Here is a 22,414-nt window from a genome sequence, read left to right as displayed (position 1 = left end):
CGGACTCGGCGATCACCCATCTGAATGGAGAACGTTATGACGGTTAATGCATATGCGATGGGCCTTGTGGCCATTGCTTTGGCGGGGTCGGCCGTGGCCGATGAGGGCGCTACCACCGCCGACCTGGGCGGCAAGCTGACGACCTTTGGTGCGATTGTTGCGGGCAACGCGGCAGGCACTATTCCGGCCTACGACGGTGGCCTGAAAGTGCCCGCAGGGCTGGTGCCCGGCGACGGCAACTGGCCCAACCCGTTTGCCAATGAAAAACCCCGCTTGCGCATTACGGCGGCCAACGCCGACCAGTACGCCGACCAATTGGCGGCCGGGCAGCTGCAACTGCTCAAGCAGAACCCCGACACTTATTATCTTGAGGTGTACCCCACCCACAGGACGGCGACCTTTCCGGCGAATTTCCTAGCAGCCACCCAGCGCAACGCCAGCCGCAAGGACTGCAAAACCGAGAACGACGGCCTGTCGATCAGCGAAGGCTGCCGGGGCGGTCTGCCATTCCCGCTGCCGCGAGATGGCCGGGAGTTGATGTGGAACTACATCCTCAACTATCAGGGCGTGAATGGCTGGGACTGGAACCACAGTGCCTATGTGGTCAACGAGGGCCACGCGACGCTGACCAACACCAACCGGTCCACCGGCGAAAAACCTTTCTACCAGATGGATGTTCCTGGGCGTGATCCGAAAATCGCCCAGCGCATCTGGTCGCGCATCGTCGCGCCGGCCCGTACGGCCGGGCAGGCATCCGGGTATTGGGATTATCTCGACCCGGTCGCCGACTCCCGCTACGCCTGGAGCTACAGCACCGGTCAGCGCCGCGTCCGCAAGGCTCCGGAATTCAACTACGACACCCCCAACTCGGCGTTCGGCGGGGTGGCGTTCTACGACGAAATCTTCCTGTTTTCCGGAAAGATGGACCGCTTCGACTGGAAGCTGGTGGGCAAGAAGGAAATGTTCATCCCCTACAGCAACTACACGCTGAAATGGGGTTGCGACATGGACAAGAAACTCATGCCAAAACACATCAACCCCGCGTGTGAGCGCTGGGAGCTGCACCGTGTCTGGGTGGTGGAAGCGACGCGCAAGGACGGCGTACGTCATGCGCAGAAAAAACGTCGCTACTACATCGACGAAGACACCTTCGGCGCTGCGGTCTACGACGCCTGGGACGACAGCGGCGCGCTGTTCCGTACCGGCTCGCAATACAACATCGAGGCGTACGGCATTCCCAATAATCCGCAACAGGATTCCTACTCGTTGTACGACTTCACCCGTGACCAATACGGCATGTTCGGCAACGGCCCGACGCGCTACCGGCAGGAACCGGTCGCTGAGCGTGAAGCCAATCCGCAGACCATCGCCGGTGGCCAGACCCGCTGACCGCTTGCTCCTTTTCGGCGCTCGCCACGGGCGCCGATTTTTTTCCGTCCCGAGACCCTTTTATGAGCGAGATACTGCAACGTTTAGACGGCAAGGTCTGCGTGATCACCGGCGCCGGCAGTGGCATCGGCCGCGCCTCGGCCCTGCGTTTTGCCCGGGAGGGCGCCACGGTGGTGGTCACCGACCTTTTCGCCGAATCGGCGCAGGCCGTGGCGACTGAAATCGGCACCAGGGCACTGGCCATGCAAGTGGATGTCGGCGATGAAGACGCTTTGCGGCAGATGGTCGAGCAGACCGTCGAGACCTTCGGGCGTATCGATGTGTTGTTCAATAACGCCGTGTACAGAAACCCGGCCACCACCCGCGATATCGACTTCATCAACTTCAACACCGAGCTGTTCCACAACTGCATGCGGGTCAATGTGCTGGGCGGTGTGTTGGCGTGCAAGTACGCCTTGCCGCACATGCTGGCCCAGGGCAGCGGTTCGATTCTGTTCACCTCGTCCACCAGCTCGATTGCCGGGGAAATTTCTCAGTTCAGCTACGGCGCCTCCAAGGCCGCACTCAACTGGTACGTGCAAAGCATTGCCGCCACCTTTGGTAAACGCGGCATTCGTTGCAACGGGATTTTGCCGGGGGTGATTCGCACGCCGGCCATGGAAAGCTGGGCTAACGAGGCGATGAAGGCGGCCTTTCTCGACCTGCAAAACGTGCCGCAACTGGGCGAGCCGGAGGACATCGCGGCCATGGCCGCTTTCCTCGCCAGCGATGACGCCGCCTACGTCAACGGCACGCTGATGCGCGTGGACGGCGGCATGAGTTGCGGCACGCCGATGGTGCCGGTGGTGCGCAATTTCCTGTTGCCCCAGGCCTCGGTCTGATCCCGATCCATTCACTGCACTGGAGCCCGTTTTATGGCACTCGAACAGGAACGCTTCATCCTCGACATGCTCGCCGCCTGGGGCGACGGCAGCGATGGCTGCCGGCCGGACCTCGAACGCATCATGGCCACCTTCGCAGACGACGCCGTCTGGCAACTGTGGGTGCCCGGTGGCCCGGTGATTCGTGGGCGAGATGCGTTGCGCCGCGAAATCGAGCGGCAGATGAGTTATGTCACACACAACCGCTGTACCACGCGTCACATCGTCTCTTCGGAGCGCGTGGTGATGACCGAACGCGACGATTACTGCGTCAGCAATGGCGTACCCATGCCGCACTCAATGGTGGCGGTGTATGAGCTGGACGAACACGGCCTGATCTGTGCGTGGCGCGAGTACCTGGACACTGCCGATCTGGCGAAGAAAAAGGGCGTGCCGCTGGAGCAGGTAGGCGGGCCGAACGCTGGTAGCACCAGCACCCATTAAGAGCGGCGCTGGACATCAGCGCCTGAGGAAGACCCCGTATGCCAACAACAATAAATGCGACTGTTGATCCGGTCGAAGAAAAGCTGCGCAACTTTGTCGAAGGGCTGCTGGGTGGGAACATCACGGCGATGCAACGTCTGCTGCGCTGGCGTCCGGCGTGGAACCTTGAACTGCAACGCGATGGCGAAACCCTCCAATTGCATATTCGTGGCGAGCGAGGTGGTGATGTCAGCCCATTCCCGGAGCTGCGTCGGGAGGCGGATATTCTCACCTTGCTTGGTCAGCAGGGCGTACCGGTGCCGCGTATCTACGGCTTCTGCGAAGACCCGCAAGCCATCTTGATGGAGTTGGTGCCGGGGAGTCGTGATGTCAGCACGGCGAACACTGATACCGAGCGCCATGCCGTCGCACGTCAGTGGGTCGACGCCATGGCGCGCATGCACCAACTGCCGTTGCAACCCTTCATTGAACAGGGCATTCATCTGCCGACCAGTGCCGAGGGCATTACCCTTGCAGGTCTGGAAGCTTATTACCCGCTGTATGCGCGCAATAAAACCAGGCCTCAGCCGCTGGCCGAATTCGCCCTCGGCTGGTTGCGCCGCAATGTGCCGCAGCACCGTACCCGGCCTGCTTTCGTGCAGTACGATTCTGGGCAATACCTGTTCGAGAACGGACAGGTGAAGGGCCTCTACGATTTTGAATTCGCCATGATTGGTGATCCGTTGGCTGACCTGGCGTCGGCGCGGATGCGCGACAATTACGAGCCGCTCGGAGACAGTTTCGCGGACCTGTATCGCTACTATCAGCAAGTGACCGGCGAGCCGGCGGACCCCGATGTCGTGCGTTACCACACCGCGCTGTTTGCCACCGTCAGCACCATGCAGTTCTCGGCATCGGTGGCCACGCCACAACCGGGCGACCCCCACGACACCTACACCGAGTTCGACATCGCCCTGCGCCGGGTGGTGGTGCACGCGCTGGCCGAAGCCATGGGGGTGCCGCTGCAAACGCCAACACTGGAGATAGTCAGCAGCGGCCCGAATGCACAGTTGCTGACCATGCTCGCCGATGCCTTGGCGCAGGTGGAGGTCGGCAGTGACTTCCTGAAAACCAAGCTGCGCGCCGTGAGCAAACTGGTGGAGTACCTGGGCCGTGGCGATGCCATGGAATTGCACTTGCGCGAGTTGGAGCAGCAGGAGGCGCAAGTCCTGCTGGACCGCACCTTCAATGATTACAGCGAGATTGATGCAGCGCTGGAAGCCTTCGTCAAAAGCGCGGGGCCCGAATACGACGAACCCTTGCTGCGCCTGTTCATGGCGCACATCGAGCGGCGCGTTCTGGTTTACGGCAGCACCGCCATTGGCGCCTCCGCCAGCCACATCGACCTGCCACCCGTCGCCTGACAGGGTGAAACTTTTCTCGCCCGGTGGCTGGTCGCCGGGCCTTCGTTTTCGGAGTGTTTATGTCTGTTCCTGATAATGCGTTCCAGCATCGGTATGGCCCGTGGGCGGTGATTGCCGGAGCCTCCCATGGCGTGGGCGCGGCGTTTGCCCACGCCCTCGCCGAGCGTGGCCTCAGCTGCGTGCTGGTGGCGCGCCGTGGCGACGCCCTGGCGCAACTGAAAAGCGAATTGGAGCAACGTTACGCCATCGAGGTGCTGGTGGTGATCCAGGATCTTTCTCAGCCCGATGCCTGTGAGCGCTTGCTCGCAGCTGTCGGTGAACGCCAAATCGGTCTGTTTATCTACAACGCGGGCGGCGACCCTTACATCACGCGCTTTCTCGATACCTCGGTCGAGGACTGGGGCGCCTTACTGCGCCTCAATTGCTTGACGGTGATGCAATGCAGCCACGCCTTTGGCGCTGCAATGCTGGAGCGCGGGCAGGGCGGCTTGCTGTTGGTGGGTTCACAGGCAGCCTTGGGGGGAATTCGCAAACTGGCGATGTACACCGCGACCAAGGGCTTTGCCCTGAACCTCGGTGAATCGCTATGGGCCGAGTGGAAAGACCGTGGCGTCGATGTGCTCAACCTGCTCATCGGCACTGTCGACACACCCACCATGCGCGCTGCCATGGTCAAACTGAACATTTCCGACGCCCTGACCATGACCTTGCCCAAAGCAGAAGACCTCGCGCTTATGGCGCTTGAACAACTGGGTAATGGTCCGACGCTGATTCACCCCGAAGACACCCTTGTCGAGGTCGTGAACGCACCTGGCCCGGTACGCCGTGCCCAGGTGCTGAGCAAGAGCGCGGAAGCGGCTGTATTTATCGGCAATGACTGAGGTCACCCACCATGAAAGGCTTTGATAACGCAGAATTCAAACGCGGCTGGCGAGTGCTGATTCTGGCGTTGGTCGGCGTTGCCACCAGTTCCAGTTCGTTGCTGCTGTACAGCTTCAGCTCCATGGTGATTCCGCTGGAACAGGCCATGGGCTGGGGCAGGGCGGAGTTGCAGGCGGCGATCACCGCGCTGTCGCTGGGCACCATCGTCGCATCGCAATTGGCTGGCTGGCTCAACTCGCGCTACGGCTTGCGCCGGGTCACGTTGCTGTCGCTGCTGGCGTTGTCCCTGAGTGTCTTCACCCTGACCTGTATCAATGGTTCGATCTGGACCCTCTACCTTGGCTTTTTCCTGGTGCCGCTAGCCGGGCTGGGTACGTTGCAGGTGACCTGGTCGCACCTGGTGAACTTGTGGTTCGAGGAAAATCGTGGTCTGGCGCTGGCGATCATCCTCAGTGGCTCCGGACTGGCGGCCATCATGCTGCCGCTGATCACCGCCTGGTCGATCAGCCGGTGGAATTGGCAGGCGGGATTCCTCGCGCTGGGTGTATTGCCGGTGCTGCTGGCGTTGCCCTTGGCCTTACGCTGGTTGTTGCCGACCGCCAATGTCAGCCACAACTCGACGCAACTCCCCGCCGCCAGTGAACAAGCCCGCGGGCTATTGCTGCGCGAGGCGCTGCGCTCTTGGCGTTTCTGGGTGTGCAACCTGTCGATGACGTTGGTGGTGTCGTGCGTGGTGGGCATGGTCACCAACATTGTGCCGTTGCTGCAGGACCGTGGCCTCAGCGCCCTGCAGGCCAGTCAGATTTTCGCCAGCTTCGGCGTGTCGCTGATCCTTGGCCGACTATTGGTGGGCTACCTGATTGACCGGTTGTGGGCGCCCGGTGTTGCCTCTGTGGCGCTGCTGATGCCGGCATTTGCCTGCGGCATTTTTGCCTATGGGGATTCCAGTATTGCGATGTACACCCTCGCCACGTTGCTTGTCGGCGTGGGTGCCGGTGCCGAGTTCGATATCGCGGCCTTCCTGATTGCCCGTTACTTCGGCATGCGCGACTACGGCCGCTTGTTTGGCGCGCACCTGGGCTTGATTACCGCAGGTGCGGCGATCTCTCCGTTACTGTTCGCCGGGTTGTTCAAGCTCACCGGTGGCTACTCGGCCATGCTGCTGTTCAGTTTTACCTGCTTTGTCGTCGGCCCCTTGCTACTCCTGACGTTGGGTGGGTATCCGCGATATCAGTCCGAGCCATTAGTGGCCAATTAGAGAAGCTGTCGAAGTAAATATAGACAAATAACAGAATAATGTTCAATTATTGCCTCAAGTGCAGCCTGACAATAAAACAGACAAGGAGAATGCCATGCGTGCAGCAATCATTTCCGAGCGCAATGCGCCGCCGGTAGTGGGCGAGTTTCGTGATCCGCAGCCGCAAGACGGCTCGGTGCTGATCGATGTCGATACCGCTGGTCTTGGGGGCTGGGATGTACTCGGCGCCTACCGTCTGGGTGTTGAATATCCCTGTGTCATTCGCGGGGAAGGCGTCGGCCGTGCGCCGGATGGCCGTCGGGTGTATTTCGGCGAGCGCTCGGTGTTGCCGTTTGGTGCTTGGGCAGAGCGCACCCTGGTGCCGCAAGCCGAAGTATGGAATGTGCCGGACGACGTGGACGATAAAACCGCGATCAGCATGGGCATCGCTGCGACCGGCGCCATCGTGCCCCTGGAAAAAGCCGCGATTCAGAAGGGTGAGAAGGTGCTGATCTTGGGCGCCACCGGCACTCTCGGCCAGATCGCCCTGCAACTGGCGCGCGGTCTGGGTGCGGGCAAGGTGGTCGGTGCTGCGCGGTCCGCTGAAGCACTGGGCCGGTTGAAATCGCGAGGCCTTGCCGATGAAGTGGTGACTTTGGGTGGCAGCGATGATGTCGCTGCCCTCAAGGATGCAGCTGATGGCGGATTTGATGTGGTGCTCGACCTCGTGTGCGGTCAACCAATGTTGACGTCCCTGAAAGCCACCAATTGGGGAGCACGGATCATGACCATTGGCACGGGCGCCGGTCGTCAGCTCAATCTGGATATTGCCGATCTGTTGTTTCGCAACTTGTCGTGCATTGGCACTGGCCAGCGCCCGCCTGCAGACCGTGAACAGATCTGGCTGCGTCTGCTGAAAATCGCCAAAGAGCAGCAGATACAGGTGGATTACCTGGATTTCACCCTCGATCAGGCGGCTGAAGCCTGGGCCGCGCAGGTCAATGGGCCACACGCCAAAATCACCGCCACGATTCGTCGTTAAGGCCTGTATTAGAAGATCGGTCCGTGGCGAGGGAGCAAGCTCCCTCGCCACAGGTTCAGTGTCAGCGTTGGCGCTGATGGCGAAATTCCTCGGGTGTGACGCCGAGTTCTTTACGGAAGGCCGCACTGAAAGCGGCGGCGTTGTTGAAGCCGGCCTGATAGGCCACCTGTTTGATCAGCAACCGTGGGTCAGCCAACAGCGCCACGGCTTTTTGCAATCGGGTATGCGCGGCGTACTGGCGCAAGGTCATGCCGGTGGTGTTTTTGCAGCGACTGGACAGTGTCCGCAACGGCAGCTCGCAGGCCCGCGCCAGGTGGCCGAGAGAGCGGCCTTCATCACTGGCGCTGTCGAGCAGTTCACGCAGGATGTTGAGTTGACGAGGGCTGAGTTTTTCTGAGTTGTGTGAGGCACTGATTGCCTCGTCGGGCGCATCGATAAATTCGCGGCGCAGGTCCAGGGCAATACTGGTGAGCAGGCACTCGGTGTGCAGTTCGCTGGCAAAGCCGGGGTTGGCGACTTCTTCGGCCAGCCGTTGCAACGAGGCGTGCAGGTAACCGCTTTGCAGATTGAGCATGGCTGCGCTGACGTTGTCCTGCCAGTTCCAGCGATAGCTGCCGAGGACGCCGAGTGATGAGGGATCGAACAGACACACCAGGGCCTTTTGCTCACCGGCATCGTGGCGCAGGTGGAATTCGGTGCCATGGGGAATGAACAACAGCTTGCCCAGAGGCTGGAATTGAGGCGCGCCGTGGCTGGAAAAACCGCCGCAGTTAGGCTTGATCTGCGAACTGGCAGGCAGCATCAGGCGTAACAGGCAACTGTCGCCGGTTTCGATCAAGGCTGTGCCGGTGTTGGACCATTGCGCATGTTCAACCCGGATGTCAAAGCCTTGTCTGGCCAATGAAGCTTCAGTCAGGAAATTGCCCGACGCTTCACAGTCGTACTCGCTGTAGTGGATCGCGTTCATTTTTCAACCTTCAGCCATTTTTATTATTGGCGCTGAAATTCGAAGGATAACGATACGTCAGGGCAGCTACCCGGTCTCGAGTGTAACCAGCGTGAGGACCAAGCTGTTTCATATATTCAGGCGCTAGGTATCAGAAAATCAGATGACAAAAGGCAAAGATATTTCGATGCGTCAACTGCGCTATTTCGTTGCCGCCGCCGACGCAGGCCAGTTTTCCCAGGCGGCGCTGAAGGCGCATGTATCGCAGTCGGCGATTACGGCGGCGGTGTTGCATCTTGAACAGTCCATGGGCGTCAGCCTGTTCGATCGCCTGCCCCATGGCGTGACACTGACCGCTGAAGGCAACAAGTTTTCCCAGCATGCCCGCCACATTCTCGACACCCTGCAGGATGCGCTCAGTGAACCGCTGTTCCTCGGCCATGCGATGCAGGGCACCGTGCGGGTAGGCGCCTCCTACACTGTGCTGGGCTATTTTCTGCCCGCGCTGCTGGCACGCTTCAAACGCAGCTACCCTCAGGTCGAGATCGACCTGATCGACATGGACCGCCAGAGCATCGAAGAAGCCCTGAGCAATGGCGATCTCGATCTCGGGCTGGCGATTGTCTCCAATACGCAGAACCTGCACGGTTTTGCTCACCATGTGCTGATTCGTTCGCGCCGCCAGCTCTGGTTAGCTAGTCAGCACCCTTTGATGTCCGCCACTTCGATCAATCTTGAAGACGTCGCCGAGCATGCCTATATCCTTGCTACGGTCGATGAGGGGGAGACCTCGACCTTGCGCTATTGGGAATCCCGCGGACTGGCACCCAAGGTGGCTTTTCGCACCTCATCCATGGAGGCATTGCGCGGGCTGGTGGGGCATGGATTCGGCGTGACCATTCTCTCGGACATGCTGTACCGGGCCTGGTCCCTGGAAGGCAAAAAGATTGAAATCCGTCCGTTGGTGGACGTGATTCCACCCATGGAACTGGGGCTGATCTGGCTGCCGGAGAACTGTTTGTCGGCGCCGGCGCAGGAATTCCGGCAGTTTCTGATCATGGCCTGTGCCTCCTAGCGTCGCTACTGGCGCACGCTGTTCTCAGGCGGCCAGGTGCCGTTGTTCATCAGGCTGTCGAAGGTTTCGGTCATTTCCCTTGCCGGGTTCGGATAATCGTGGCGCACCCACCACAGCCACAGCCCCACCAGGGCACCGACGAAACAGCGCACGGCGGCTTCGCCGCGTAGTTGATCGACTTGGTACAGACCCTGTTTCCGATAATGCTCCCGGACCTGGATGATCAGGATATTTTCCAGGTGCGCGAGAATCACGTTTTGTCCCGGGCCGCTGAAAAACGCCGTCGTCAGTGCCGCATGGCGTTCGGTGGCGCTGAACAGCCAGGCCGAAACATCCAGCAGGACACGGCGGTCGCCATCGACTTCGGTGACCTTGGTCGAGGGGATGCCAATGGCTTCGTACCCGGCAACGATCAGATCCTCCTTGTCGCGAAAGTGCGCGTAGAAGGTGGAGCGCGCCACCCCCGTACTGTCCAGTAATTGCTGGACGGTGATCCCCTCGTAGCCCTTTTCCAGCGCCAGGCGATACATGTGGTCCAGCAGCAGTTCCCGGGTGCGTTGGGAACGCAAGGCGTGGCGTTGGCTGGAGTGGTTTTTATCGGCTGTTTGCACGGAAGCTAAGTGAGACATTCTGAACCTCGGCAGCGCTTTTTATTGGTTTCATGACGTCGGGCACAGGGGCTTCCCGGCGGTGATCGGCACACAATGACAGAGGATGTTTGGCACCAGCAGAATTAGTTTTAGAACATTTTCAACGAAAGTGTTAATGAATTCCGTTTATGCCGTACAGATTTGCGCTTCTGTTCGTTGTGGCTTTGCGCCTGCGGCCTTACCGTTTCTCCAGTCCGATAGAGACCTGGAGAACAATAATGAGTAACGCTCCTGAAACGCCTGCACCTGTTCCTGCGCACATCCCCATGCACCTTGTCCGCGATTTCGATCTGTGGGCGGAGCTCACCGCCCAAGGCGAAAACGCCTATGCCTGGGCCGCCGAACTGCACCGGACAACCCCGCCGATTTTCTGGATTCCACGTTTAAGCTTCTTACCCGGCACCTGGGTACCTCGGCGTGCCGAGGACCTGCGGCGTATTCTGCAAGACCCGCAAACCTTCAGCAGCGTCGGCCTTACACCCTACGCGATGTTGCTCGGTGAAAGCTGGCGCCTGGCGCCACTGGAAATCGATCCGCCTGAACACGCCAAATACCGCGCATTGCTTAATCCGCTGTTCACGCCGAAAAAGGTTGAGGCCCTGGAGCAGAACATCCGCCAGTTGGCCAACCAATTGATAGATGAGGTGCAAGCCGACGGTCGTTGCGATTTCAACGAAGCGTTCGCCAAACCGTTTCCCACGTTGATCTTCTTGACCCTCATGGGCTGGCCGCTGGAAGACCGGCCATTGTTCCAGCACTGGACGCAGACACTGATCAAAAGCGTCGACCTGCAAACGGTGACCGACAACGCACGGGCGATCACCGACTGGATCCGCAACCACATCGCCGAGCGGCGTGCCAATCCCGGTGATGACTTCACCAGCTATCTGCTGACCAGCGAGATTGATGGCCGGCCGCTGACCGACGATGAAATGCTCGGCATCAACTTCCTGATTTTCATTGCAGGCCTGAATACGGTGACCTCTTGCCTGGGTTTGTTTTTCCGGCATCTGGCGCGCAATCCCGAGCAGCAAGCCCAACTGCGGGCCAACCCCGAACTGATTGGCGACGCGGTGGAAGAGCTGCTGCGCTCTTACTCGATCGTCAATATGCGCCGCACGGTGACCTGCGACGTGCAGATCGGCGAAGTCATGATGAAGAAAGGCGACATGGTGCTGATCAGCACCGAGTTGGCCAACCTCGACCCCGAAGTATTCGATGAGGCTGACAAAGTCGACTTCCAGCGCAGTGCCGGTGCATCGCCGCACATGGCGTTTTCCTATGGTGTGCACCGTTGCGTCGGCTCGCACCTGGCGCGCCGTGAACTTCGGATTGCCCTGGAGTTGTGGTTGCAACGGCTGCCGCCCCTGCGCATCGCTGACGACACCACGCCCAAATTCAACGCCTTCGGCGTATTCGGTATGGAAGACTTGCACCTGCAATGGGACCAGCCGGGCACCACGGCAACCGCCTCGAACAAACAGGTGGCCAACGCATGAAAGTGTTGATCAATCAATCCGGCTGTGTGGGTCATGCCCGCTGCAACAACGTCGCGCCCACGCTCTATCCACTCGATGACAACGGCTACATCGCCAGCAGCGGCTTCAGTGTACCGATTGGGGAAGAGGGGCTGGCGAAACGGGGCGCCCGGGCCTGCCCGGAACGGGTGATCGAGGTTCGCGAGACATCAGACGAACCCCGGTGAGTGCCGCCCTGTCGATGGAAGACTTTCAGCAACCCGCAAAAGAAGAACAACAATGAGCAAAACCTACGACTACATCATCATCGGTGCGGGGTCATCTGGCTGCGTTTTGGCCAATCGCTTGTCCGCCGACTCGACCGTTTCGGTGCTGCTGATCGAGAGCGGCCCGGATCACACCAGCCCGTTGATTGCCATGCCCCGTGGCATTGGCAAACTGCTCAGCCCCGGCAATCCGCATGTGTGGAGCTACAAGGCGGCACGCGGTGAGGGCATGAGCGACGAGCAATGGCTCAAGGGCAAAACGATTGGTGGCTCCAGTTCGGTCAACGGCATGGTCTACGTACGGGGAGCACCCGCCGATTATGACCATTGGGAAGCGCAAGGCTGCGCCGGTTGGGGCTGGAAAGACATGGGCCGGCAGTTTGTCGCCCTCGAAGACCACCAGTTGGGCAAGAGCCAATGGCGCGGAGTCGGTGGTCCGCTCAAAGTCACCGTGCACCCGTCGGGCCACGCCCTGTGCGATGCCGTCATCAGCGCGGCCGGTGAGCTGGGTGTGGCGCGCACTGAAGACACCAATCATATCGACTCGGTCACTCAGGGTGGCTTCGGCTATCAGCCGCAAACCACCTGGAAAGGCAAGCGATTCAGCGCCGCCAAGGCCTTTCTCGACCCGGTGCGCGCACGTCCGAATTTGACGGTAATGACCGGCACGGATGTGCAACGCATCGAGTTCAGCAAGCACCGTGCCTGTGCCGTGCAGGTCAACAACAGTGCCGGCAAGGGACGCTTCGAAGTGCGCCGCGAGGTGTTGTTGTGCGCCGGTGCCATTGAATCGCCGAAGCTGTTGCAACTGTCTGGCATCGGCCCGGCCGCACTGTTGAACTCGCTGGGTATCCGTGTGCTGCACGACGCCCCCGAGGTCGGGCGCAACCTGCGTGAGCACGTGTACATGGCCATGCAGTACCGGGTCACCCGTGGCAGCTTCAATCATTGCTTCCATGGGATTGGGTTACTCGGTGCAGTGGCCCAATACTTTTTGCGCAAGAAAGGACCGATGACCCACGCCGCCCACGAGGCCGGCGGCTTTATTAAGACCCGCCCCGAACTGGAGCGACCGGACGCGCAAATTGGCGTCAGCCTCTATTCCATGGACGGTGACGGCAACAAGGTCGAAATCGACAAGCAGCCCGGCCTGACCATCGGCGGCTATTTCCTGCGTCCACAGAGCCAGGGTGAGGTGCGCATTCAATCGGCAGACGCCACGGTTCCACCCCGGATTAACGCCAATTATTTGAGCGCCGAGATCGATCGCACCTCCGCAATTGCCCTGTTTCGCTGGTTCCGCCGTCTGGCTGCGCAGCCGGTGCTCAAGCCATTCATTGTCGGCGAGCTGACACCGGGGCCGAAGGTTGAAAGCGACGCGCAAATTCTTGCCGCGTTCCGCCGCTTCGGCCAGACCGCCTATCACGTTTCCGGAACCTGTCGCATGGGTGCCGACAGCGCCTCGGTGCTCGACCCTGAACTGCGAGTGCGTGGCGTCGAGGGCCTGCGTGTGGTCGACACCTCGGTGATGCCGTGCCTGGTTTCTGGCAACACCAATGCCCCGGCCATGGCCATTGCCATGCGCGCTGCAGAAATCATTACCGGCAAAGTCTCAGGAGATCCAACACCATGAGTGTTCCCTTTACCCAGCTGGACAAGCTGTACATCAATGGCGCGTGGGTGGGTGTCGACGGTCCGCGCGAAGCGGTGCTCAACCCCGCCACCGAAGCGGTCATCGGTCATGCACCGAGCGGTGATCTGCACAGCGCCGACGCGGCCATTGCCGCCGCTCGCAACGCCTTTGATAACGGCCCCTGGCCGTGGCTGAGCATGACCGAACGGGCCGGGTACATGCGGCGGATGCACGCCGTTTTGGTGGCCAAAAGGGAGCAGATTGCCGCGCTGATCATCGCTGAAGTCGGCTGCTCGCAAGGCGTGACTTACGCCATGCAGGTAGATATGCCGCTGGGCCATGTGCTGACCGCGATCGAGCATTCTCTGCACAGCGACAGCCTGCAGATTCCGGTGCAGGCCAATCCCAACCCGTTCAACCCGACCGGGCCGATGATTCTCGGCAGCGGCACGGTGGAACGTGAGGCCATCGGGGTGGTGGCTGGCATCACTGGCTACAACTTTCCGTTTCTGCTCAACCTGGCCAAGGTGTTTCCCGCCTTGCTGGCTGGCAACACCCTGGTACTCAAGCCTTCGCCATTTACCCCGTACTCGGCGCTGTTGTTCGGTCAGATCGCTGAAGAAATCGGCTTGCCCAAGGGCGTGCTCAACATTGTCACCGGCGGTATCGAAGTGGGCAGCCTGTTAAGCAGCGACCCGCGGGTGGACATGGTCTCGTTCACCGGTTCGGAAACGGTGGGCATGAGCATCATGAGTCAAGCGGCGCCGACCCTGAAGCGCGTGCATCTGGAACTGGGCGGCAAATCGGCATTGATCGTGCGCGGCGATGCCGACATTCAGGCCACCGCCTTGGGGGCCGTTGCCGGGCTGGCGGTCAACGCGGGGCAGGGCTGTGCGCTGCTGACGCGCTTCGTGGTGCATCACTCGGTACGCGAGCAATTCGTGCAGTGCGCCAAAGCCATTGCCGGGCAGTGGAAGGTCGGTGACCCGGCGGATCCCAGCGTGATGATGGGCCCGCTGATCCGCGAGTCGCAGCGCGCCAAGGTCGAGCATTTCATCGCCAGCGGCCGCGATGCCGGGGCCACGCTGGTGTGTGGTGGTGGCCGACCTGCGCACCTACGCCAGGGCTTCTTCAGCGACATCACCCTGTTCGATGACGTGCGCAACGACATGCTGATTGCCCAAGAGGAAATCTTCGGGCCGGTGGGGGTGGTGATCGGTTTCGACAGCGATGACGAAGCCGTGGCCATCGCCAATGATTCGCGCTTTGGCCTCAACGCTGCCGTGGCCTCGGCCGATGCCGCCACCGCCTACGCCCTGGCCAGACGCATCCGCGCGGGCAGCGTGTACCTCAATGGCGGCAGCGGCAGCCTGCCTTATGCGCCGATTGGCGGCTTCAAGCGTTCAGGCCTGGGCCGCGAATTCGGGCCGAACTGGCTCAAAGAGTTCACCCAGGAAAAATCCATCATTTACCCCATCGGGCGCTAGCCATGCCGCCCTGCGACCGGGGTGCAGACAAACGACTGACAATAAAAACAAAAGGTGGTTTGCATGAAAAAGATCAGTAAACAGGGGCGCATGCGAGCCCAGCGGGCGATGGTACTGCTGGCGGTCGGGGAAATGGCGTTGGGTTTCGGTGGTGCGGTGTTGGCGGCGCCGATCGAACTGTCCAACCCGGACTTTCACCTGCGTTGGGACAACACCCTGCGCTACAACCTGGGGATGCGCATGGAAGACCAGGACCGGCGCATCATGAACAACCCCAACTACGATGAATCCGACGGCAAGTTCGACAAGGGCGACATCGTCACCAACCGTATCGACTTGCTCACCGAACTCGACTTTGCCTACCGCAAGGACTGGGGAGCACGGCTCAGCGCTGCCGGCTGGTATGACCAGGCGTACCACGATAACGATGTGCGCAGTCATGTTGCCGGATTCCAGACCAGCTACGACAACGATCATTACAGTTCGGAAGTGAAGCGCTACGTCGAAGGCCCCTCGGGGGAAATACTCGACGCCTTCGTCTGGAAGAACTTTCGTCTGGGCGATGCATCGGTCAACGTCAAGATTGGCCGCCATACCAACTTCTGGGGCGAAGGATTGCTGTTCGGCGCCCATGCGATTTCCTACTCGCAGGCGCCGCTCGATGGCGCCAAGGCGGTGACCAGTCCTGGCATTGAAACCAAGGAAGTGTTCTTGCCCATCGGACAGATATCCGTCAAGGCCCAGGCCACCGACAACCTGACCCTGGCCGCGCAGTATTTCTACGAGTGGGACTACACGCGCATCCCGTACGGCGGCACCTACTTTGGCGCGGCGGACCCGTTTTTCGAAGGCCCGGACCGCTTGCCGGTAGCCCCGGGTTTTTCCTTCAATCGGGAAAAATCGAAATACGGTCGCGACTCCGCCAACTGGGGTCTGATGGCCAAGTACGACGTTGAAGCGATCCAGTCGACGTTGGGCGCGTACTACCGCCAGTTCGATGACTACCAACCCTGGCTGGCGCCAGAAATTTCGGCTGCCACCGGCAGCTACCGCCTGGTATACCCACGCAGCGTCAAACTGGTCGGCCTGAGTCTTTCGACTGTGCTCGACACGGTGTCGATCGGTAGCGAGATCTCGTATCGCAAGGGCGGTGCCTTGAACGCGGTCGGCGTCGACCCCTCCGACAACGAAGGGCCGCGTGGCGATACTTTCCACTTCGTCGCCAACGCCGTGTACGGCGTGCCGCGTAACTTTATCGCCAACAACGCCACCCTGGTGGGCGAGTTCGCCTACAGCCATCTGCGCAAAGTGACCGAGCACGAAGAGCTTTATCTGGGTGAGAACAGCAGCAACTGCGTCGATCCACGAGTGGGCACGCCCGGCTCAGGTGGCAAACGCGACGGCTGTTCGACCCGGGATTACGCGGCTATCGCGGTCAATTACACACCTCAATACCTGTCGGTATTCCCGTCCTGGGACATGACCGTTCCGCTGACCGTCAATTATGGTCTGTCGGGCAACGCCGCCAGCGCCGGCGGTGGTAACGAAGGCGCGCTGACCTGGTCTGCCGGCGTGCAACTGACCTATGCCCAACGTTACGAATTTGGCTTGCGTTACTCCGACACGGACGCCCAATCGAAGAACATCCCCGGGGACACCGTCGGGGGGAACGGCGCCGTGGGCGGAACCGACCGTGGCTGGCTGGCCTTTACCTTCAAAACCTCCATCTAAAAGAGCCAAGAAGCGGAGTACCTGTTTATGAAAGGACAATTTGCATGGGCATTGGCGCTGTTGAGCATCGCTACTTGCAGCCAAGGGGCGGCACCGGCCGACCAGGTGGCACAAATCGGTAAAACTGTGACGCCGTTCGGCGCGATCATTGCGGGTAATGCCGATGGCAGCATTCCCCCGTACACGGGTGGCCTGACGCAGAGCCCGCCAGGCTTCAGGCCGGACAGCGGATTCTGGGCCGACCCCTTCAAGGATGAAAAACCGCTGCTGCGGATCAACTCGAAAAACATGGAGCAGTACGCCGACCGCTTGAGCGGCGGGCAAAAAATGCTGCTGAGTAAATTCCCCGACTACTATCTGGATATTTACCCCACCCACCGCACCGCGGCGTACCCGCAAGCGTTGCTCGATGCCTCGCTGCGCAACGCCAGCAACTGCCGCACGACCAAGGACAACCTCGCGGTCGATCCGGCGTGCCGAGGGGGGCTGCCGTTCCCGCTGCCGCAAAACGGCAACGAGGTCATCTGGAATCAGCAACTGCGCTACAAGGGCACGGGGTACACCACCACGGCATCGTCCAACAGTTGGGTAGTCGATTCCCAGGGTTCGGTGACCAAGACCGCCGAGTCCGCGACCATGGAAGAGGCGCCGTACTACCAGACTCAGCAGGCCGATCGCGATCCGCAGTTGTATTACCGCGCCTGGGCGTTGGACAGTTACCCGGCCCGCAGCGCCGGGCAACTGATCATCCTCGCCGACTACCTCGACCCGCAAAGCCAGCCACGGCGTGCCTGGAGTTACACTCCAGGGATGCGCCGCATCAAGTTGGCGCCGGAGTTCGCCTACGACACGCCAGTGCCCAACCAGGGCGGTGTGAACCTGTTCGACGAATTGCAGATGTTCTCCGGCAGCCAGGACCGCTTCGACTACAAACTGGTGGGCCGCAAGGAGATGTACATTCCGTACAACGCCTACAAGTTCTACTTCAGTTGCGGCCAGGAAGAACAGTTCAAGCCGCATCATGCCAACCCGGCTTGCGAGCGCTGGGAACTGCACCGGGTGTGGGTGGTGGAAGCGACCCTGAAACCGGGTAAACGCCACGTCTACAGCAAGCGCACTTACTACCTCGACGAAGACACCTTTGGTGCCGGCCTGTATGACGCCTGGGACCAGGGCGGGGTGCTGTATCGCGCACTGTTCCAGAGCGGCGTGCAGCTGTACGACAAAAACCTGCCGTACACGGTGAAAAACGTCAGCTATGACTTCAACAAAGGCATGTGGTCATTGCTCAACGATGGGCTCAAGGGCGGATATCGGGTACACGATGCGCCATTATCGGAGCGCGATATGAAACCTGAGTCGATTGTTTCACAGGAGACACAACGCTGATTTCATCGAGTGGACACGCATTTGCGGCCTGAGAGGGCCGCTTTTTTTTGTGCGGATTTTATAAAAAGGCAGCCCTGCGACTCATATTTAAATGAACACATATTAGAAATGTGTTTATATTATTAGAGGTGCAGTTATCCCTTAAATTGATCCGAATGCCCTGCGAGCGGGTCGTTCGGTCTGCTGGCTAATTACAACAAGGAGAACGCCATGCTGATTGATGTCCACGCCCACTTGCTGACTGAGGGCATGCTGAACCGCCACGAGTTTTGGGGGCCATTCATGAAAGTGCAGGGGCTGACCGTGGGGCATTTTTCCCTCGGCACCAAGCAACCGGCCAAAGCCGCGACGGATGCCGAAGCGCAGGCCAATATCCTCGCGCGCATGAGCCACGCCAGCCGTCGCAAGCTGATGGCAGAGCGGGGTGTCGACAAACTGGTGATGTCGACGCCGTCTCACTGCTTTATGTATTGGGCGGGTGATTTCGCTAATGAATACGCACGCATTTGCAACGACGAGTTGTCGGCATTTTGCCGGGCTGATCCCGACCACTTCGATTTCTGGTGCCACGCCAACCTCGCGGATCCGCTGAATGCGGCCAAGGAAATCGAACGCGCGGTGACTCAGTTGGGCGCCAAGGGTGTGTGCGTCGGCGGGGCCAACTTCAATGGTCTGGAGGCTCACGACGAACGCCTGTTCCCCGTCTGGGAAAAACTCACCCAGCTGGATGTACCGATCATGGTGCACGGCTTCAACCAGTCGATTTACTGGGGTGAAAAACACACGGACGACAAGTTCGAAACCACGTCCATCGTTGGTGACTGCGTCGATGAAACGCTGTTCTTCTGGTACCTGATCTGCGGCGGCGCGCTGGATGTTTTCCCGACGTTGAAAACCTACATCACTCACGCCGGTGGCATGGCGGTGTTCCAGTTGGGGCGCCTGAGCGAACTGAATCGGGCCATGGCACCGGACTCGCGCAATCAGCGGCCGTTGATGGATTACCTGCAGAATTTTTACTTCGACCTCGACGTTCATGCGCCCGGCTTGCGTCGCGGTGTTGCCGAGGTGGTGGGGGCGGAGCGTCTGCTGTACGGCACCAACTTTGGCGGGGCCTATGACCATGGCGATCTGACCGAAGGCATCGGCTTGTCTGCTGAAGACCGCGAGAGGATTCGCAGCGGTAACGCGATTGAACTGCTCAAGCTGAAGGTGCCGGCCAACGCTGGTCGGGTGCTGACACCGTGACGGATAGTCCGCTGGGGCGGCCTTACCCGCAGCGCAGCGGACGCCTGCCTCGACACCTGAGCGAGATCGACGCCGCCTGGCTTACGCAATTATTGCAGCCGCGCTACCCAGGCATCGAGGTGCTGGCGTTGACGGCGGTGGAGGTACGTAACGGGCACACCACCAAATTCCGCGTCAGACTTGAGTTGAATGAGGTCGGTCAGCGCGCGGGTATTCCTGCGCACGTGTGCCTGAAGTCGAATTGGTCCGAAGGTTTCGAGAGCGGCGATATCTGTGAGCTGGAAGCGCGCTTTTATCAGTTGGCGAGCGGCTGGCCCGACGCGCCACTGCCAGAAATCTATTTCACCGACTGGGACGCCGATGGAGGCGGCCGAGGCGTGGTGATGATGGAAGACCTCGGCCTGGCCGCGGGGCAATTTGGCCATAGCACCGATCACCTGGGCGTGGACGGTGTGGCTCGGGGGCTGGAATCACTGGCGACCTTGCATGCTGCCACCTGGAACAGTCCGCAGCTACGGGGCCAGGGCTGGCTGCCGGTGTCGATGGACAACCCGGTGGACAGCGACGGTCTGCTGCGCATGTACAACTACATCAAGGTCAATCTGCGCAAACCGGAATACCAGCGGTTGTTGCCGAAATGGATGTACGAGACACCGGAGTTGTTCAGCCATGCCTTCGACGAATTGGCTGCCTTCGAACGGGAGCAGACTTCTCCCAGTTGTCTGATCCATGGCGACTCGCACCAGGGCAACAGTTTTTTACGCAGTGACGGTCAACGTATCTGGCTGGATTGGCAACTCGCCCGGTATGGCCGGCCATGGCGCGATGTCGCGTACTTCATGCTGGGTGCGTTGACCGTGGCGGAGCGCCGAGGCGATGCGCAGCGATTGCTGGCGATATACCGCGACAAATTGATCAGCCTCGGTGCCCAGGGCGTGCTCGACCAGAACGCGGCCTGGGAGCAATTGCGACGTTGGCCGGTTTGGGGGATGCAGACCTGGATGTCGAACATGGATGAATGGGGGCAGGCAGGGCTGCCGATGGTGGAACGTTTTTTCGCCGCCGCAGAAGACTTCGATACCGTACGTTTGCTGACGCATGGCCGTAAGCCTCGGCGGACGCCTTTGCTTGGGCAGGATGCGCGGCCACTGACGCAAGCCTATCAGCACCTGTTGGATAATTGAGCGAGACCAATCAGGAATAGTGCGGACTCGCTCGACAATGCGAAACCATGGGCAAGTCAGTCAGGTAGCGGCTTCGGTCAGGAGCCGTACGGGTTTCCATTGCGCCAATCCAATCCCCAGCAAAATCAATCCGCCGCCGACCGCGTGGTACAGGTGCAATGTTTCCCCCAGCAACACAATCGCCAACACCGCGGTAAATAACGGAACCAGGTTCATCAGCACGGCGGTTTTTTCCGGACCCAGGGTTTGCAAACCACGCATCCACAAGCCGGGTGCCAGCGCCGAGGCAAACAGACCTGCGAACAACACCAGCGGGACATTAGCGGTTGTCAGGGCTATCGAAGGGGCCAGCACAAAGGGCGGCACCAACAGCAGGGTGCCGCAGATTATTTGCACGTAAAGGCTTTCCCAGGTCGGCAGGGGAATCTGCCAGCGCTTGACCAGCACGCAGTACAACGCGTACGACAGCGAGGCCAGCAACATCATCAATTCCCCTCGGCCAACCCCGTGTGCAAAGAGCGAGGGCAGGTCGCCTGCGGCCAGCAACCACGTCAGCCCGGCAAACGACACCAGAGCACCGACCAATAACGTCGCGGTCGGTCGGGTATTGAGCAGGGGAAAGGCGAGCAGCACGGTGAGCAGAGGCATTGTCGCCAGGATCAGGCCCATGGAAGTGGCGCTGACAGTGTGCGCAGCGAAATACGCCAGCGACTGGTACAGCGACATGCCGAGCAGGCCCAGCAACCACAGCTTGGCCAAGTGCGGCCGAATCTGCCGCCGCAACCGCCAGACCCTGGGCAACAACACCGGTGACAACACCAGCAGCGCGACCAGCCAGCGGTAAAAGGATATGGCGGCGGGGTCAATCACCCCAACCGACAGGCGATTGACCACGGTACTGGCGGCCCAGATCAGTGTGGCAAGAACAGGGAACAGCAAGTTCATCACGGGTGCGCCAACGTTGAGGGTGCGCAGTGCGCACCGGAGCGGTTGTCGATGTGTAATCGCGTTATTCGCTGGCAGCGTTACGTGCGGCGATCGTCGCGGCAAAATCGCGTTTAAGGGTTGGGAAGTAGGCAATCTGTCCGCCCATGCCGCCGGCAATGTCGATCGAGGCGGCGCTGATGAAACTGGCATATTCGCTGGCGAGAAACAGTGCCATGCCGGCAACGTCTTCTGGTTTACCGTAGCGGCCGAGCGGTACTACCTTCATCACCATGGCGTCGAATTCCTCGCGACTGACGCCCGGTCCCATTTCCTTGTAATGACGGTCCCACTGGCCGGTATCGATCCAGCCCATGTTCAGGCTGTTGACCAGGATATTGTCCTTGGGCAGCGACATGCCCAGTGAGCGGGAGAGGGCGATGCACGATGCGCGGTTAATCACCGAAGGGATGCCGTCGGGCGTTGGAATCACCCCGGCCAGGGCGTTGATTTCGATGATCCGCCCCCAGCGCTGTTCACGCATGAACGGCACCACCGCCTGCACGAAGCGGAAATGCCCCATTTGCAGAATGTTGGCATGTTCGAGGATGACTTCCGGGGTCAGGGTGTCGAGGTTGCCGCCACGGCCTTGACCGGCGTTGTTCACCAATACATCGACCCCGCCCCACGCGTGTGCAACTTCAGCAACAAACGCCTTGACCCCCTCACTGTCCGTCACGTCGACAGCCCGGGCAATCACCGCCTGGGCGTGTTCCGCGAGTTGCGCGCCAACTTCGCGGACGTCTGCCTCGCTGCGTGCGCATATCGCTACCCGTGCCCCTTCAGCTGCGAATGCCCGGGCGATGGCCAGACCAATGCCTCGGGAAGCGCCTGTGATGATCACGCGCTTGGCCCTCAAATCAATATTCATGGTGGCTCCTCTTGTTTTTTTTCTGTCGGTTCAACTGCGGTTTTTCCTGCGCAACGCCACGAGTTTTGTGGGTATGACAGGGGCTATTGAAAGCCTAAAGCCGAAAAGCGTCAAAGTTTATTTGAACGTTTATTGGTTTTGTGTGCAGTATCTAC

The 22,414-nt window shown here is 60.2% G+C and carries 20 protein-coding genes; 16 read left to right on the top strand and 4 right to left on the bottom strand.

The genetic code is table 11. From position 1 onward, the window contains the following. Positions 1 to 36: 36 nt before the first annotated feature. From KGB25_RS05215 to KGB25_RS05185, 7 genes are all read left to right on the top strand, one after another. Positions 37 to 1,389, top strand: coding sequence for a DUF1329 domain-containing protein (locus tag KGB25_RS05215; RefSeq protein ID WP_223434451.1), 1,353 nt, complete (start codon positions 37 to 39; stop codon positions 1,387 to 1,389). Between the two features lie 62 nt (positions 1,390 to 1,451). Beyond that, complete coding sequence (locus KGB25_RS05210) at positions 1,452 to 2,270, top strand: SDR family NAD(P)-dependent oxidoreductase (RefSeq protein ID WP_083376093.1); 819 nt, start codon at positions 1,452 to 1,454, stop codon at positions 2,268 to 2,270. 33 nt (positions 2,271 to 2,303) lie between these two features. Then, positions 2,304 to 2,753: a nuclear transport factor 2 family protein gene (locus tag KGB25_RS05205; RefSeq protein WP_223434449.1), complete on the top strand. Its 450-nt coding sequence runs from the start codon at positions 2,304 to 2,306 to the stop codon at positions 2,751 to 2,753. Between the two features lie 38 nt (positions 2,754 to 2,791). Next, positions 2,792 to 4,156 (top strand): phosphotransferase family protein, encoded by a 1,365-nt coding sequence (locus KGB25_RS05200; protein WP_223434448.1) that lies wholly within the window; start codon positions 2,792 to 2,794, stop codon positions 4,154 to 4,156. A gap of 59 nt (positions 4,157 to 4,215) precedes the next feature. Next, positions 4,216 to 5,037, top strand: coding sequence for an SDR family NAD(P)-dependent oxidoreductase (locus KGB25_RS05195; protein WP_223434445.1), 822 nt, complete (start codon positions 4,216 to 4,218; stop codon positions 5,035 to 5,037). Positions 5,038 to 5,048: 11 nt separating this feature from the next. Next, entirely contained in the window at positions 5,049 to 6,296 is a 1,248-nt protein-coding gene (locus KGB25_RS05190; RefSeq protein WP_223434443.1) for an MFS transporter, read from the top strand. 94 nt (positions 6,297 to 6,390) lie between these two features. Next, complete coding sequence (locus tag KGB25_RS05185; protein ID WP_083376098.1) at positions 6,391 to 7,317, top strand: zinc-binding alcohol dehydrogenase family protein; 927 nt, start codon at positions 6,391 to 6,393, stop codon at positions 7,315 to 7,317. A gap of 61 nt (positions 7,318 to 7,378) precedes the next feature. Here the strand turns inward: KGB25_RS05185 and KGB25_RS05180 are convergent, their stop codons facing one another. Further along, positions 7,379 to 8,284, bottom strand: coding sequence for a helix-turn-helix domain-containing protein (locus tag KGB25_RS05180; protein ID WP_223434442.1), 906 nt, complete (start codon positions 8,282 to 8,284; stop codon positions 7,379 to 7,381). A 142-nt stretch (positions 8,285 to 8,426) separates the two neighbouring features. On the opposite strand from KGB25_RS05180, the gene KGB25_RS05175 reads away from it, so the two are divergent. Next, on the top strand, positions 8,427 to 9,338 hold the full coding sequence (locus KGB25_RS05175) for a LysR family transcriptional regulator (protein ID WP_223434441.1): 912 nt from the start codon (positions 8,427 to 8,429) through the stop codon (positions 9,336 to 9,338). Between the two features lie 5 nt (positions 9,339 to 9,343). Here KGB25_RS05175 and KGB25_RS05170 read toward each other — a convergent pair whose 3' ends face one another. Beyond that, entirely contained in the window at positions 9,344 to 9,967 is a 624-nt protein-coding gene (locus KGB25_RS05170) for a TetR/AcrR family transcriptional regulator (RefSeq protein WP_223434439.1), read from the bottom strand. A 239-nt stretch (positions 9,968 to 10,206) separates the two neighbouring features. Between KGB25_RS05170 and KGB25_RS05165 the strand changes: the two genes are divergently transcribed. The 8 genes from KGB25_RS05165 to KGB25_RS05130 all read left to right on the top strand — a co-directional run bounded on the left by KGB25_RS05165 (position 10,207) and on the right by KGB25_RS05130 (position 20,404). Further along, the gene (locus tag KGB25_RS05165; protein WP_223434437.1) at positions 10,207 to 11,487 is read left to right on the top strand and encodes a cytochrome P450; all 1,281 of its coding nucleotides are present in this window, start codon (positions 10,207 to 10,209) and stop codon (positions 11,485 to 11,487) included. Next, a complete protein-coding gene (locus KGB25_RS05160; RefSeq protein WP_223434433.1) occupies positions 11,484 to 11,693 on the top strand; it encodes a ferredoxin in 210 nt (69 codons plus the stop codon). Before KGB25_RS05165 ends, KGB25_RS05160 begins: the two co-directional genes overlap by 4 nt. A 52-nt stretch (positions 11,694 to 11,745) precedes the next feature. Continuing rightward, a complete protein-coding gene (locus tag KGB25_RS05155) occupies positions 11,746 to 13,365 on the top strand; it encodes a GMC family oxidoreductase (protein ID WP_223434432.1) in 1,620 nt (539 codons plus the stop codon). Then, the gene (locus KGB25_RS05150; protein WP_223434431.1) at positions 13,362 to 14,852 is read left to right on the top strand and encodes an aldehyde dehydrogenase family protein; all 1,491 of its coding nucleotides are present in this window, start codon (positions 13,362 to 13,364) and stop codon (positions 14,850 to 14,852) included. Before KGB25_RS05155 ends, KGB25_RS05150 begins: the two co-directional genes overlap by 4 nt. Positions 14,853 to 14,915: 63 nt before the next feature. After that, positions 14,916 to 16,583 (top strand): DUF1302 domain-containing protein, encoded by a 1,668-nt coding sequence (locus KGB25_RS05145; protein WP_083376106.1) that lies wholly within the window; start codon positions 14,916 to 14,918, stop codon positions 16,581 to 16,583. Between the two features lie 27 nt (positions 16,584 to 16,610). Next, a complete protein-coding gene (locus KGB25_RS05140; RefSeq protein WP_223434430.1) occupies positions 16,611 to 17,972 on the top strand; it encodes a DUF1329 domain-containing protein in 1,362 nt (453 codons plus the stop codon). 210 nt (positions 17,973 to 18,182) lie between these two features. Further along, positions 18,183 to 19,220 (top strand): amidohydrolase family protein, encoded by a 1,038-nt coding sequence (locus KGB25_RS05135; RefSeq protein WP_083376108.1) that lies wholly within the window; start codon positions 18,183 to 18,185, stop codon positions 19,218 to 19,220. Further along, entirely contained in the window at positions 19,217 to 20,404 is a 1,188-nt protein-coding gene (locus tag KGB25_RS05130; RefSeq protein WP_223434429.1) for a phosphotransferase, read from the top strand. Before KGB25_RS05135 ends, KGB25_RS05130 begins: the two co-directional genes overlap by 4 nt. Before the next feature lie 60 nt (positions 20,405 to 20,464). Here KGB25_RS05130 and KGB25_RS05125 read toward each other — a convergent pair whose 3' ends face one another. Together KGB25_RS05125 and KGB25_RS05120 are read right to left on the bottom strand one after the other, a co-directional pair. After that, positions 20,465 to 21,349, bottom strand: coding sequence for a DMT family transporter (locus KGB25_RS05125; RefSeq protein ID WP_223434427.1), 885 nt, complete (start codon positions 21,347 to 21,349; stop codon positions 20,465 to 20,467). A gap of 64 nt (positions 21,350 to 21,413) precedes the next feature. Next, positions 21,414 to 22,259: an SDR family oxidoreductase gene (locus KGB25_RS05120; RefSeq protein ID WP_083376110.1), complete on the bottom strand. Its 846-nt coding sequence runs from the start codon at positions 22,257 to 22,259 to the stop codon at positions 21,414 to 21,416. Positions 22,260 to 22,414: the final 155 nt, after the last annotated feature.

It is taken from the genome of Pseudomonas sp. BF-RE-21 (assembly GCF_019947305.1).
GTDB lineage: Bacteria > Pseudomonadota > Gammaproteobacteria > Pseudomonadales > Pseudomonadaceae > Aquipseudomonas > Aquipseudomonas migulae.
The sequence above is the reverse complement of the archived record's forward strand: the minus strand, read 5'-3'. Positions and strand labels throughout refer to the sequence as shown.

Bases quoted from the DNA above. Each gene is read 5' to 3' on its own strand.
- KGB25_RS05150 (WP_223434431.1), top strand. From the start codon at position 13,362: ATGAGTGTTCCCTTTACCCAGCTGGACAAGCTGTACATCAATGGCGCG.
- KGB25_RS05125 (WP_223434427.1), bottom strand. From the start codon at position 21,349: ATGAACTTGCTGTTCCCTGTTCTTGCCACACTGATCTGGGCCGCCAGT.
- KGB25_RS05215 (WP_223434451.1), top strand. From the start codon at position 37: ATGACGGTTAATGCATATGCGATGGGCCTTGTGGCCATTGCTTTGGCG.
- KGB25_RS05205 (WP_223434449.1), top strand. From the start codon at position 2,304: ATGGCACTCGAACAGGAACGCTTCATCCTCGACATGCTCGCCGCCTGG.
- KGB25_RS05190 (WP_223434443.1), top strand. From the start codon at position 5,049: ATGAAAGGCTTTGATAACGCAGAATTCAAACGCGGCTGGCGAGTGCTG.
- KGB25_RS05175 (WP_223434441.1), top strand. From the start codon at position 8,427: ATGACAAAAGGCAAAGATATTTCGATGCGTCAACTGCGCTATTTCGTT.
- KGB25_RS05200 (WP_223434448.1), top strand. From the start codon at position 2,792: ATGCCAACAACAATAAATGCGACTGTTGATCCGGTCGAAGAAAAGCTG.
- KGB25_RS05210 (WP_083376093.1), top strand. From the start codon at position 1,452: ATGAGCGAGATACTGCAACGTTTAGACGGCAAGGTCTGCGTGATCACC.
- KGB25_RS05165 (WP_223434437.1), top strand. From the start codon at position 10,207: ATGAGTAACGCTCCTGAAACGCCTGCACCTGTTCCTGCGCACATCCCC.
- KGB25_RS05185 (WP_083376098.1), top strand. From the start codon at position 6,391: ATGCGTGCAGCAATCATTTCCGAGCGCAATGCGCCGCCGGTAGTGGGC.
- KGB25_RS05145 (WP_083376106.1), top strand. From the start codon at position 14,916: ATGAAAAAGATCAGTAAACAGGGGCGCATGCGAGCCCAGCGGGCGATG.
- KGB25_RS05135 (WP_083376108.1), top strand. From the start codon at position 18,183: ATGCTGATTGATGTCCACGCCCACTTGCTGACTGAGGGCATGCTGAAC.
- KGB25_RS05155 (WP_223434432.1), top strand. From the start codon at position 11,746: ATGAGCAAAACCTACGACTACATCATCATCGGTGCGGGGTCATCTGGC.
- KGB25_RS05140 (WP_223434430.1), top strand. From the start codon at position 16,611: ATGAAAGGACAATTTGCATGGGCATTGGCGCTGTTGAGCATCGCTACT.
- KGB25_RS05170 (WP_223434439.1), bottom strand. From the start codon at position 9,967: ATGTCTCACTTAGCTTCCGTGCAAACAGCCGATAAAAACCACTCCAGC.
- KGB25_RS05160 (WP_223434433.1), top strand. From the start codon at position 11,484: ATGAAAGTGTTGATCAATCAATCCGGCTGTGTGGGTCATGCCCGCTGC.
- KGB25_RS05120 (WP_083376110.1), bottom strand. From the start codon at position 22,259: ATGAATATTGATTTGAGGGCCAAGCGCGTGATCATCACAGGCGCTTCC.
- KGB25_RS05180 (WP_223434442.1), bottom strand. From the start codon at position 8,284: ATGAACGCGATCCACTACAGCGAGTACGACTGTGAAGCGTCGGGCAAT.
- KGB25_RS05195 (WP_223434445.1), top strand. From the start codon at position 4,216: ATGTCTGTTCCTGATAATGCGTTCCAGCATCGGTATGGCCCGTGGGCG.